This window comes from Mycobacterium sp. SMC-13 (genome assembly GCF_045311035.1).
Lineage (GTDB): Bacteria > Actinomycetota > Actinomycetes > Mycobacteriales > Mycobacteriaceae > Mycobacterium.
The window spans coordinates 1-12,112 of the sequence record NZ_JBJIAI010000052.1; the positions used below are offsets into that span (position 1 = coordinate 1).

Annotated in this window: 10 protein-coding genes and 1 pseudogene; 8 read left to right on the plus strand and 3 right to left on the minus strand. The window is 67.3% G+C overall.

The window, feature by feature from the left end; translation table 11 throughout:
- Positions 1-84: 84 nt before the first annotated feature.
- Positions 85-3,120, plus strand: a complete 3,036-nt coding sequence (locus tag ACJH6I_RS30940; RefSeq protein ID WP_011331220.1) for a Tn3 family transposase — start codon at positions 85-87, stop codon at positions 3,118-3,120.
- A 126-nt stretch (positions 3,121-3,246) separates the two neighbouring features.
- On the opposite strand, the gene ACJH6I_RS30945 is transcribed toward ACJH6I_RS30940, so the two are convergent.
- Positions 3,247-3,834 carry a TetR/AcrR family transcriptional regulator gene (locus tag ACJH6I_RS30945; protein ID WP_011331219.1) on the minus strand — a complete coding sequence of 196 codons (588 nt, stop codon included), beginning with the start codon at positions 3,832-3,834 and terminating at the stop codon, positions 3,247-3,249.
- A gap of 101 nt (positions 3,835-3,935) precedes the next feature.
- Between ACJH6I_RS30945 and ACJH6I_RS30950 the strand changes: the two genes are divergently transcribed.
- From ACJH6I_RS30950 to ACJH6I_RS30980, 7 genes and pseudogenes are all read left to right on the plus strand, one after another.
- On the plus strand, positions 3,936-4,802 hold the full coding sequence (locus ACJH6I_RS30950; protein ID WP_011331218.1) for a CoA transferase: 867 nt from the start codon (positions 3,936-3,938) through the stop codon (positions 4,800-4,802).
- Complete coding sequence (locus tag ACJH6I_RS30955) at positions 4,799-5,974, plus strand: thiolase family protein (protein WP_011331217.1); 1,176 nt, start codon at positions 4,799-4,801, stop codon at positions 5,972-5,974. The genes ACJH6I_RS30950 and ACJH6I_RS30955 overlap by 4 nt, the downstream gene beginning before the upstream one ends.
- Positions 5,975-5,981: 7 nt before the next feature.
- Positions 5,982-7,649, plus strand: coding sequence for a long-chain-fatty-acid--CoA ligase (locus tag ACJH6I_RS30960; protein WP_011331216.1), 1,668 nt, complete (start codon positions 5,982-5,984; stop codon positions 7,647-7,649).
- Positions 7,646-8,434, plus strand: coding sequence for an enoyl-CoA hydratase/isomerase family protein (locus tag ACJH6I_RS30965; RefSeq protein WP_011331215.1), 789 nt, complete (start codon positions 7,646-7,648; stop codon positions 8,432-8,434). Before ACJH6I_RS30960 ends, ACJH6I_RS30965 begins: the two co-directional genes overlap by 4 nt.
- A gap of 8 nt (positions 8,435-8,442) precedes the next feature.
- On the plus strand, positions 8,443-9,603 hold the full coding sequence (locus tag ACJH6I_RS30970) for an acyl-CoA dehydrogenase family protein (protein ID WP_011331214.1): 1,161 nt from the start codon (positions 8,443-8,445) through the stop codon (positions 9,601-9,603).
- 91 nt (positions 9,604-9,694) lie between these two features.
- Positions 9,695-10,453 (plus strand): 3-hydroxyacyl-CoA dehydrogenase, encoded by a 759-nt coding sequence (locus ACJH6I_RS30975; RefSeq protein WP_011331213.1) that lies wholly within the window; start codon positions 9,695-9,697, stop codon positions 10,451-10,453.
- Positions 10,450-10,689, plus strand: a pseudogene (locus ACJH6I_RS30980) (MaoC/PaaZ C-terminal domain-containing protein); the annotation flags it as partial. The gene ACJH6I_RS30975 and the pseudogene ACJH6I_RS30980, both read left to right, overlap by 4 nt.
- 335 nt (positions 10,690-11,024) lie before the next feature.
- Here the strand turns inward: ACJH6I_RS30980 and ACJH6I_RS30985 are convergent.
- Positions 11,025-11,651 carry a site-specific integrase gene (locus tag ACJH6I_RS30985; protein WP_011331207.1) on the minus strand — a complete coding sequence of 209 codons (627 nt, stop codon included), beginning with the start codon at positions 11,649-11,651 and terminating at the stop codon, positions 11,025-11,027.
- Between the two features lie 30 nt (positions 11,652-11,681).
- Positions 11,682-11,945 carry a hypothetical protein gene (locus tag ACJH6I_RS30990; protein ID WP_225330463.1) on the minus strand — a complete coding sequence of 88 codons (264 nt, stop codon included), beginning with the start codon at positions 11,943-11,945 and terminating at the stop codon, positions 11,682-11,684.
- Positions 11,946-12,112: the final 167 nt, after the last annotated feature.

A 12,112-nucleotide genomic window follows, 5' to 3' on the forward strand; every position in this document is an offset into this window, starting at 1 on the left:
GGGGGTCGGGGAGCAGATTGACGAAATCCGGCGCTAAGGGGCAATCGCCGAGCGACCTTGCGCTGTAGGTGATTTCATGTCGTCGTGACTGATGAGGGCGGCTATGGCCGGTTCGGTGCGTTGTCTCGGCAGGAGCTGGAGCGTTACTGCTACTTGGATGACGAGGACCGGCGGCTGATCGCTGCGCGGCGGCGCGACTACAACCGTCTGGGGTTCGCGGTGCAGGTGGTGACGGTGCGTCACCTGGGAATGTTCCTGGCTGATCCGCTGGATGTCCCGCCCGCGTTGATCGAGTATCTGGCCGAGCAGTTGGAGATCTCCGATCCGTCGATGGTGAAGCGGTACACCGATCGGGAGAAGACCAAGCTCGAACACGCCTGGGAAATCCAGCAGGTGTACGGACTCAAGCCGTTCGGCGAGATGGAGTCGGAGCTCACGTCGTGGATCGTCGACCAGGCGTGGATGACCGGCGACGGACCGAAGGCGATCTTCGGCGACGCAGTGACATGGCTGCGGAAGCGTCAGGCGCTGCTGCCGGGGATCACCACGTTGGAGCGGCTGATCGGCGACGGCCGCAACGCGGCGGACGCCCGGTTGTGGCGCCAGCTCGGCGAGCAGCTGACCTCGGAGTCCGCGTCTGCCTTGTTGCGGCTGCTGGAGGTTCCTGCGGAGGGCGGGCAGAAGGTCAGCGAGCTGGAGCGGCTGCGCAAGGGCGTGTTCAAGGCGTCGTCGAAGGGGATGCTCGCGGCGCTGCGCAGGGTTGTCGACCTGCAAGCGGTCGGGGTGGACAGCATCGACGTGAGGGCGATCCCGCCGCGTCGGTTGACGGGGTTGGCGACCTACGGGTTGGCGAGCAAGGCCGCCGCGCTGCGGCGGCTGCCCACGCGTGAGCAGCGCTTGGCGGTGCTGGCCGCGACGGTCGTTGTGTTGAGCGCGCGGGCGGTCGACGACGTGTTGGAGACCTTCGACATGTTGATGACGACGAAGCTTCTGTCCAAGGCCGAGCGGGAGTCTCGCGAGGAGAAGCTGCGTCGCTATCCGAGGGTGTCACGCAACGCAGGCAAGCTCGCGGCAGCGGTGAAGGTGCTGCTGGAGATGGTCGAGGTCAACCAGGACGTCGGGCTGGGCGTGGTGTTGGACATGATCGAGAAGACCGTCACCCGGGCCGAGTTGCGGCACGCGGTCCAGGCGGTCGACGAGCTGGTGCCCGCCGACGACGCGGAGCTGGATGGGCAGCGGTTGATCGAGTTGGCCGGCAAGTTCGCCACGGTCCGCCCGTTCCTGTCGATGCTGATGGACACGATCGAGTTCGGCGCGACCAGTGACGGCGCCGCCGTCCTGGCGGCAATGAAGACCCTCGCCGAGCTGCTGACATCCAGGTCGTCGGGCAAGATCCCGGCAAACCTGCTGGACGCCCGCAAGGTCGACCACGACTTGATCGTCGGCGCGTGGAAGCGCTTGATCTACACGCCGGGCCGACCGGAGGGCACCGTCGACCGGAACTCCTACACGATCTGCGTGTTGGAACAGTTCCACCGACACCTCAAGCACCGCAGCATCTTCGCGGTGCGTTCGTCGCGGTGGCGCGACCCGCGGGCGCACCTGCTGGCAGGCGAAGCCTGGGAGGCTGCGCGTGACGCCGGCATGAACGCGCTGGGCCTGCCCGCCGCGCCGACGCAGCTGCTGACCGATCACGCGACGGCGTTGGAGACCGCTTATCGGGAGTTGGCCGCACGGCTGGGCGAGGACACCCCAGCCAGCATCGACGCCGACGGCAAACTGCACGTCGCCGCGCTGGACGCCAAGGCCGAGCCCGCGTCGCTGGTCGACCTGCGCCGCCGGGTGGAGGCGATGATCCCGCGTGTGGACCTGCCGGAACTGGTCACGGAGGTGATGAGCTGGCATCCCGGTTTCACCGAGGCGTTCACCCACACCTCGGGCAACGAGGCCCGCGTCGCCGACCTCGGCTTGTCGGTGGCGGCCGTGCTCTGTTCCTATGCGATGAACGTCGGGTTCAAACCGGTGACAACGCCTGGTGTCGACGCCCTGACCAGGGATCGGCTGCTGCACGTCGACCAGTGCTACGTGCGGGCCGAGACCATCGAGGCGGCCAACGCCGTGCTGGTCGACGCCCAGGCCGACATCCCCCTGGCCCAAGCGTGGGGCGGCGGGCTGGTCGCCTCGGTGGACGGGATGCGGTTCGTGGTGCCCGTGCGCACCCATAACGCCCGCCCGAACCCGAAGTACTTCGGCCGGAAACTGGGCATCACCTGGTTGAACATGCTCAACGACCAGTCCGCCGGGCTGGCAGGCAAGGTGCTGCGCGGAACACCTCGCGATTCGCTGCACACCATCGACGTGATCGTGTCCCAGCACGGCGGGCGGATTCCGGAGGTCATCATCACCGACACCGGGTCGTATTCCGACATCGTGTTCGGACTGCTGCATCTGATCGGCCGCCAGTACCGGCCGCAGCTGGCGAACCTGCCCGATCAGCGGTTGTGGCGCATCGACGCCCGAGCCGACTACGGGCCGCTGGACAAGGCGGCGCGCGGGGTGATCGACACCGCCAAGATCGCCGCGCACTGGGAGGACATGTGCCGGATCGCGGTGTCGATCCACTCCGGTGAGGTGTCGGCGCACGAGGTCACCAGGATGATCTCCCGCGACGGGCAGCCGACCGCGTTGGGCCAGGCCATCGCCCATTTCGGGCGGATCTTCAAGACCCTGCACATCCTGCGCCTGGCCGACGACGAACCTTACCGGCGCGAGGGCAAGGCCCAGTCCAATCTCGTCGAGGGTCGTCACGACCTGGCGCGCACGATCTATCACGGCCGCAAGGGCGAGATGACCCGCGCCTACTACGAGGGCATGGAAGACCAGCTCTCGGCGCTGGGATTGGTGCTCAATTGCGTCGTCGTGTGGAACACCGTCTACGAGAACCGCGCCCTCGCCGCGCTGCGAGCCGGCGGATACCCGGTGCTCGACACCGATGTCGAGCGATTGTCGGCGTTCGTGCGCGCCCACATCGGCATCGACGGGCACTACAGCTTCCACCTGCCCGACCCCAGCGGAGTTCACCGACCGCTGCGCGACCCGGACGCCGACGACGACGAGTAGCGCGAGTCGAAGGGTGGCGGATGACCGCTCAGGACCTGACGACGCATGTCGGCGGAAGTCTCTCCTGAGCCGCGAAACAGGCCACGGCCTGCACCTCTACCTCCGACCTGACCCAACAAACTACCGCTAGATTACGGTCACGGAGAGCGTCAGTTTGTCGCTGTGCGGCACGCCCGTCCGGTCGAGGAAGTCACACATGTCATCGATCATCGGCTGCATGAGCAGCTGCCCCAGCTGACGAACCATCAGCCCGATGACCTGTGAGGACTCGGATCGCCGTGTCGAGGTCTTGCCCGAATAGCGGAGTTTGGAGATCTCTCTGCGACTCAGGTCGGTCAGCCGCTCGAGTAACTCGCTCTTTCCCTGCGGATCGAGCACAGCGCGCCGGATGTAGTTCACCACCGTCGGATGCGTCGCGAGCATGTGCCGCACCGCCTCGTCTCGAGCGGCGGCGACCTGCGCTGGGGCGCCCTCGTCCGGCACAGAGGCGATCGCCAGAGCGTAATAGTCGACGACCAGTTGCTCGACGGCGACGCGTAGCCCGTCCTTGGTCTTGAAGTGGTGCTGCACCAATCCCACGGCGACCCCGGCGGCGGCGGCGACGGCGCGCATCGAGACGCGATCCTCGCCGCGCTCGGCGTAGAGGTCGAGCGCGGCGTTGCGAATGCGGGCCTTCGCGGTGAGGTCCTCGTCACTGGCGCGGGGGTCGGTCACAGAAATTGCCTCCTATCAGGGAAAAAAGCATACACCCTTGACATTAGACAGTACATGCGCATTAATGGCTATACATCAGTATAGTCAAAAAGGGGTTGATGATGTCGCAGTCGAGTTCGCTGCAGGGCGTGCAGGTGGTGTCGCTCGCGATCAATCTGCCGGGCCCGCTCGCCGCCGCGCGGCTACGGGCGCTGGGCGCCACCGTCACCAAGATCGAACCGCCGGCCGGCGACCCGCTGCGGGCCGTGGCGCCGACGTGGTACGACGAGCTCACTGTGGGCCAGCGGGTCGTGACCCTCGACCTCAAGGACCCCGCTGATCGGGCGGTGGCGGCGCGCGAGCTGTCGCGTGCCGACCTGATGCTCACCGCCATGCGCCCCTCGGCGCTGGTCAAGCTCGGCCTGGACGAGTTGACCGCGGCGAATCCGCACCTGTCGCATATCGAGATCGTCGGGCACGACGGGATCGCGGCGGAGCAGCCCGGCCATGACCTGACGTACCAGGCCCTGCACGGCACTCTCCAGCCGCCGACGATGCCGACCGTCCCGGTGGCCGACCTGCTCGGCGCCGAGCGCGCCGTGTCCGCGGCCCTGCTCGCCCTGCGCGTGGCCGCGGAGTCCGGCGTGGGACACCGCGAGCGGGTCGTCCTCGAACAGGCGGCCGCCGACGCCGGCGCCGCAGTTCGGCACGGTCTGATGGGAGCGGGCGCGCCGCTCGGCGGGGCGCATCCCGGTTACCGGATCTACTCCAGCTCCGACGGCCACGTCGCGCTGGCCGCGCTCGAGCCGCACTTCTGGGAGCGCGCCCGCGCCGGTCTCGGTGTCGAGGGCACCCAGGAGGAGCTCGAGCAGACGTTTCTTTCCAAGCCGACGCGCGAATGGGAGGAGGTCGCGAAGCGCCTCGACATTCCCCTGATCGGAATCCGCGATTCGGCACCCCGTAATTCAGCACAAGGAGCTTTGTCATGAGTGTTCGCGAGGCCGTTATCGTCGGCGCGGTCCGGACCCCGGTCGGCCGTCGCGGAGGGATCCTCAGCGCATGGCATCCGGTGGACCTGCTCGGGCAGACGCTGCGGGAGCTTGTGGCCCGCGCCGGCGTCGACCCCGCCGCGATCGAGGACGTCATCACCGGCTGCGTCATCCAGCACGATGTCCAGTCGGGCAATCTCGGCCGCCACGCGGTGCTCGCCGCCGGGCTGCCCGAGTCGGTCCCCGCGGTGACGATCGACCGCCAGTGCGGTTCAGGGCAGCAGGCGGTCAGCTTCGCCGCCCAGGCGGTGATGGCGGGTTCCCACGACCTGGTGATCGCCTGCGGCGTCGAGTCGATGTCACGGGTGCCGATGCCTCCGGCGTTCCTGCCCGGCGCGCCGCTCGGCCCGCAGTACAGCCCGCGCGAACTCGACCGCTACGACGGTGGGCTGATGGCGCAGGGCCCGTCGTCGGAGCTGATGAACGAGAGGTTCGACCTGAGCCGAGCGGCGTTGGACGCGTTCAGCGCTCGCAGCCACGAGCGGGCGCACGCCGCGACGCGGGCCGGGAAGTTCCGCGACCAGATGGTGCCGATCACCGCCGACCCCGACGACCCGACCGGTCCGGTCATCGACTCGGACGAGGGCATCCGCGAGCACATCGACCCCGCCAAGATGGCGAGCCTGAAAGCCGTGTTCGGCGCCGACGGGCGGACCACGGCGGCCAACTCCTCGCAGATCAGCGACGGCGCGGCCGCGCTGCTGATCGCCGACCGCGAGTACGCCGAGCGCAACGGCCTCATCCCACGCGCCCGGTTCCGCGCGCTGTCGGTCGCCGCCGCCGACCCGATCATCCAGTTCACCGCGATCCTCGACGCCGCCCACAAGGCGCTCGGCCGAAGCGGGTTGGCCGTCGAGGAGATCGACCTGTTCGAGGTCAACGAGGCCTTCGCCGGTGTGCCGCTGATCTTCCAACGGGAATTCGGCGTCCCGGACGACAAGCTGAACGTCAACGGCGGCTCCGTCGCCCTCGGCCACCCGCTGGGCTCGACCGGAGCCCGGATGCTCACCGACCTGCTCTGCGAACTCGAACGCTCCGGCAAGAGGTTCGGCTTGCAGACCGTCTGCGAGGCCACCGGCACCGCGAACGCCACCATCATCGAACGCATCTGAGGACGTCATGAGCCACGAGATCGTGAGGGGCCTGCCCTCCACCCACGGCGACCACTATCAACTCAACACCACCACCATCATCCGGCACGCCGCGCGCACCTATCCCGAGCAGGAGATCGTGTACCGCACCGCGGACGGCGGCTGGGACCGGTACACCTACGCCGATGCCTACGCGCGAATCCAACGAAGTGCCAATGCACTTCGCTCGATCGGCGTCGGGCCGGGCGATGTGGTCGGGATCCTCGACTGGAACAGCAAGCGGCACTACGAGCTGTACTGGGCGATTCCCGGCCTCGCTGCCGTGATGTTGCAGATGAACCTGCGTTTGGCGCCAGAGGATCTCGCTTACGTCACCGGACACAGTGATGCATCGGTGGTCCTCATCGACGAGTCGCTGCTTCCGGTTGCCGAGGCGCTGGCACCGCATACGCCGAACGTGAAGACGTGGGTGGTGATGACCGATAAGCCGCTGGCCGACATCACCACCACGCTCCCGCACGCGGTGCACTGGGAGGACCTGCTCGCGGACGCCGGCCCGGAGATCGACTGGCCGGTCATCGACGAAACCTCCTCCTACAGCGCGTGTTACACCACCGGCACCACCGGCAGGCCCAAGGGCATCTACTACTCGCATCGCGGCATCTACCTGCACACCCTCGCCGAGGTCGCCGGACTCGGGATGAGCAGCGACGATGCCGTCATGCTCATCACGCCGATGTTCCACGGCCAGGGCTGGGGCCTACCCCAGGCGGCCGCCTACAGTGCCGCAAAAATCGTGCTGCCCGGTCGCTACATCGCCGAGGACACATCCGTCCTCGTGGACGCGATGATCGCGGAGCAAGTCACCGTCGCAAACGGTGCGCCGGCGATCTTCCAGCCCATGATGAACTACATCAAGACGCTTGCGGTCGCACCGGACTTCTCCCGCGCGCGGCTGCTGTCCGGTGCCACCGAGCCGCCGCTGTCGCTGATGCGCGACTTCCACGACATCACTGGAGCCGACGTCATCCACGCCTACGGCGCCACCGAGACCACCCCTCTGGTCGCGGTGAACCGGGGACTGAAGCCCTCGCTGCGCGGTGTGATCTCGGACGAGGAGAAGTGGGATCTCAAGCGTAAGCAGGGTTTGCCGGTCAACGGCATCGACATCCGGATCGTCGACGCGGAAGGCAACGATCTCCCGCACGACGGCACGAGTCAGGGTGAAGTGCTGCTGCGCGGACCGTGGATCATCGAGCGCTATCACAAGCTCGACGACGACGCCGACAAGTTCCTCGACGGGTATTGGCGTAGCGGCGATGTCGGGACCATCGACCCGAATGGTTACTTGAAGATCACCGACCGGATCAAGGACGTGGTCAAGTCGGGTGGCGAATGGATTTCCTCCATCGACATGGAGAACGCACTCGTTGCCCATCCGAAGATCGCCGAGGCGGCCGTCATCGGCGTCCCGCACCCGAAGTGGCAGGAGCGTCCAGTAGCACTCGTCGTGACGACCGACGGGCAGGAACTTCCACTGTCGGAGATCCACGAATTGCTCGCCGATGCATTCGCCAAATGGCAATTGCCCGAGACCGTCCTGTATCTGGACCAGCTGCCCCGCACCAGCGTCGGCAAGCTCGACAAGAAGGCCATGCGCGCCGCGCACACCAACGTCTACGAGGACGTCCGATGAACCCCGACAACGCCCCGCTACGCACGGCCCGCGACAGCCACCTCCTGATCCTGGAGATCAACCGGCCCAAGGCTCGCAACAGTCTGAACGAGGCGGTGCTCACCGCCTTGAACACCGAGCTCGTCGCGGCTCGGCACGACGACGAGATCCGTGCCATCGTGCTCACCGGCGCCGGCGGGATCTTCTGCGCCGGAGCCGACATCACCAATTTCGACGCCATTCGCGACCAGTCGCTGCTCGGCGATCGAGCCGCGCTGGGCGGCACCATCTGGGCCGACCTGGGCCGATTCCCGAAGCCGGTCCTCGCTGCGGTCGAGGGCCTCGCACTCGGCGGCGGCTGCGAGTTGGCGCTTGCCTGCGACATCGTCATCGCCGGCGAATCCGCCAAGTTCGGTGTCCCGGAGGTGAAGCTCGGCGTGATCCCGGGCGGCGGCGGAACCCAGCGCCTGATTCAGGCCGTCGGCAAGTCCAAGGCGATGGCCCTACTGCTCACCGGCGACTTCCTGTCCGCACAGCGGGCGTGCGCGGCCGGCATCGTCGCCGAGACCGTCCCGGACGGCACCGCCCTCGAAGCGGCGGTCGCCATGGCGCAGCGGATCGCCGCCAACTCACCGCTCGCGGTGGCGCTGGCCAAGGATGCCGCCCTCCAGGCCCTGGAAACCTCTCTGGCGCAAGGACTCGAGCACGAGAAGCGCAACTTTCACGTTGCCATCCATTCCGCCGACAGCCGCGAGGGCCAGGCCGCGTTCCTCGCCAAGCGCGCCCCCGAATTCACCGGAAAGTAGGACCGATCATGAGCGAGCTGTTCCCCGATTACCGCTCCCCGTGGGAGACCGACGATCAGGCGCTGCTGCGTAAGCACGCCGCCGAGTTCTTCCGCAAGGAAGCCACCCCGAACCAGGACCGTTGGGCCGCGCAGCACCAGGTCGACCGCGAGTTCTGGACCAAGGCCGGCGCCGCGGGACTGCTGTGCCTCGACATCGCCGAAGAATACGGCGGCGGGGGCGGCAACTTCGGCCACGAGGCGATCGTGCAGCAGGAGATCGCCTACGCCCACGACACCGCGTTCGGCTTCGCCGTGCACTCGACGATCGTCGCGCACTACATCGCCGCCTATGCCACCGAGGACCAGAAGAAGCGCTGGCTATCGAAATGTGCGAGCGGTGAGAGCGTCCTCGCCATTGCGATGACCGAACCCGGCACCGGCTCGGACCTGCAGGCCGTACGGACCACCGCGGTTCGCGACGGCGGCCACTACGTGATCAACGGCTCGAAGACGTTCATCTCGAACGCGTCGCACTGCGACCTGCTCGTCATCGTCGCCAAAACGGACCCGAGCCAAGGTTCCAAGGGTATCTCGCTGCTCGTCGCGGAGACGGAGAATCTTCCGGGGTTCGAGCGTGGGCGGGTGCTGGACAAGATCGGCCAGCACGGCCAGGACACCCGCGAGTTGTCGTTCACCGACATGCGGGTGCCGGCAGCGAATCTGCTCGGCGGCGTCGAGGGGCAGGGCTTCTACCAGCTGATGGGTCAGCTGCAGCGTGAGCGGCTGATCCTCGGTGTCGGCGGTGTCGCGGTGGCCGAGGCCGCGGTGGCGGAGAGCATCAGGTACGCCAAGGAACGTCACGCCTTCGGCAAGCCGATCCTGAACTTCCAGAACACGAAGTTCGTACTCGCCGAGTGCAAGACCGACGTGCTGGCCGGCAAGACCCTGATGGACCACTGCATCCAGCGTCACCTCGACGGCACCCTCGACGCGGCGACCGCGTCGATGGCCAAGCTGTGGGGCAGCGACAAGCAGTGCGAGATCGTCGACCGCTGCCTGCAGGTCTTCGGTGGCTACGGCTACATGATGGAGTACCCGATCGCGCAGATGTACGCCGCTTCCCGCGTGCAGAAGATCTACGGCGGCACCAACGAGATCATGAAGGAACTCATCGGCCGCGCCTTATGAGGTTGACCTTCGCGCAGTGACACCACTGCGTCAGTCACACCTCACTTTGTCAAAAACCCGATGTTCTCAACCTATTTCGTCAGGAGTATTCATGCATATCACCGGAACCAACGCACTCGTCACCGGCGGAGCCTCGGGCCTCGGACTGGCCACCGTCACCGCCCTCGCCAAGTCGGGCGCCCGGGTAATCGCCGTCGACCTGCCCACCGCGAACACGGATGCGCTGGCTGCTCTCGGCGACACCGTGGAATTCGCTCCGGCGGATGTCACCGACGAGGCCGCGGTCACCGAGGCGGTCGAGCGCGCCAACGCGGAGTCCTCACTGCGAATCACCGTGAACTGCGCCGGCATCGGCAACGCCGTCAAGACCGTCGGTAAGAACGGACCGTTCCCGCTGGCCGAATTCGAGAAGATCGTCAAGGTCAACCTGACCGGAACCTTCAACGTCATCCGCCTCGCCGCGCACGCGATGTCGCAGAACGAGCCCGTCGACGGCGAGCGCGGCGTGATCGTCAACACCGCCTCGGTCGCGGCCTTCGACGGGCAGATCGGACAGGCCGCGTACTCGGCATCGAAGGGCGGGATCGTCGGCGCCACCCTGCCGATCGCCCGCGACCTGGCGTCGCTGCTGATCCGGGTGAACACCATCGCGCCCGGCCTGTTCAAGACCCCGCTGCTGGGCACGCTGCCCGAGGCGGCTCAGATTTCGCTGGGACAGCAGGTGCCGCACCCGAACCGGCTCGGCGACCCCGCCGAGTACGCGCAGCTGGTCGAGGCGATCGTGACCAACCCGATGCTCAACGGCGAAACCATCCGCCTCGACGGCGCGATCCGCATGGCGCCGCGGTGAAACCCGTCGGCGTGCAGGTGGGATCGCACCATGAGCACACACGCCTTGTATACGCCGAGGACCTGGGCATCGGCCAGCGTTTCGACTTGGGCTCACACACGGTGACCGAGGCCGAACTCGTCGACTTCGCCACCCACTGGGATCCCCAGTGGTTTCACATCGACCGGGCGGCGGCGCAGGACGGCCAGTTCGGTGGCCTGATCGCCAGTGGAATCCACACGTTGGCGATCCTGCAACACCACGACGCCGTCCATATCCGATACGGCCTGACCGAAGCCGCGCTCCCGCGCGCTCATCTCCCACGGCTGTTCCAACCCCGGCGAGGTCTCGCGCGACCTCACGGCCCTACTCTCGGCCGTGCCCCCGCCGGATCCGACAAACACCACGACCACGCACGCCCGGCAGCGGCTATGAGTTCCCGGACGCGGAAGACCACACCCATCGACGGTGCCGCACTTGATTGGTCTCTTTCGGCCCCCCTCGAGCAGATGCGCTCGGGCCGAACAGTCAAGGTGCTGAACAAGATACGCAGACACGCGCCGGAACTCGTCACCGTCAGCTACTGAGAGATTCAGCGGGAGCGCCGCCGCGCAGCGGGATCGGTCTCGGCCTGCCAGCGCCCCAGCGCCTCGGCGGAGACCTTCGCGTATTTGACCAGGCTGCGCACCGAGGTGTGTCCGCTCAACGCCATCAGCATCGGCGTGGAAGCGCCCTTCTCTGCGGCGTGGGTCAGTCGCGAGTGCCGCAGCTGGTGCAGCGTGAACGGTCCGCGTCGCATCCCTTCGGTGTGCTCCTCGAGGAGCGTCGCGGCGCGGCGGTAGGAAAGTCGGGCGCGGCCGGTCGAGTTGTCGGTGTCGGTCTTGGCGACCGACGGCTTGGCTTTGCGGTCGGTCAGGAACAGCGGCCCGGACTTCCGTCCGGCGATCAGCCGGGGCAGCGGCCGTGCGGTGCCGGTCTGCCAATAGATCACCTCGCGGGCGCCGCCCTTGCGGGTGACCGTGGCGCATCGGTTCACGGTGTCCAGGTCCTCGATGTCGAGATTCAGGATCTCCTCCGCCCGCGCGGCGGACTCATACAGCATCGACCAGAACACCCGCTCGCGCAGGGCCGCGTCCATGCCCAGCAGCTCCGCAACCTCGGCGGCGGTCATCGCCTTGCTGTTGTCCGGCGCACTCGGCCGCGCCCGCAGGCGCGACACCGGATCGCCGGTCAGCCACTGTTGATCGCGTCAGTAGGCGCACGCCGCCGACACCGCGGTCAGCCGGAGGTTGTAGGTCTTGGGGGCCTTGTCGCCCCACACGTAGTCGAACCACCCCGACACCCGATCCGGGTTCAACAACCCGACATCGCCGTCCGCGCCGAAGTCGCGCACCATCCGATCCAACGCCGAGGCGTAGGCGCGGCGGGTGTTCACCGCCGCGATCGTGCCCAGAAAGGTCCGCGTCGCGTCCGCCAGCCGGATCCCGGCGGCCCGCGCCGGTAGCGAGCTCACCGATCCCACCCCGACCGCCCTTCAGCACTACGGCAGATAGTTTCCGGAGTCGCCCATCTCCGGAACGACCATCGCGGCAGGACGACTCACGAGTTACGGCAGATAGTACGCTACTATCTGCCGTAAATCCTTAGCGCCGGATTTCGAGAATCTGCTCCCCGACCCCC

Excerpts from the sequence above, each read along its gene's own strand:
- ACJH6I_RS30950 (WP_011331218.1), top strand. The coding sequence starts at position 3,936 with ATGTCGCAGTCGAGTTCGCTGCAGGGCGTGCAGGTGGTGTCGCTCGCG.
- ACJH6I_RS30955 (WP_011331217.1), top strand. The coding sequence starts at position 4,799 with ATGAGTGTTCGCGAGGCCGTTATCGTCGGCGCGGTCCGGACCCCGGTC.
- ACJH6I_RS30960 (WP_011331216.1), top strand. The coding sequence starts at position 5,982 with ATGAGCCACGAGATCGTGAGGGGCCTGCCCTCCACCCACGGCGACCAC.
- ACJH6I_RS30965 (WP_011331215.1), top strand. The coding sequence starts at position 7,646 with ATGAACCCCGACAACGCCCCGCTACGCACGGCCCGCGACAGCCACCTC.
- ACJH6I_RS30970 (WP_011331214.1), top strand. The coding sequence starts at position 8,443 with ATGAGCGAGCTGTTCCCCGATTACCGCTCCCCGTGGGAGACCGACGAT.
- ACJH6I_RS30975 (WP_011331213.1), top strand. The coding sequence starts at position 9,695 with ATGCATATCACCGGAACCAACGCACTCGTCACCGGCGGAGCCTCGGGC.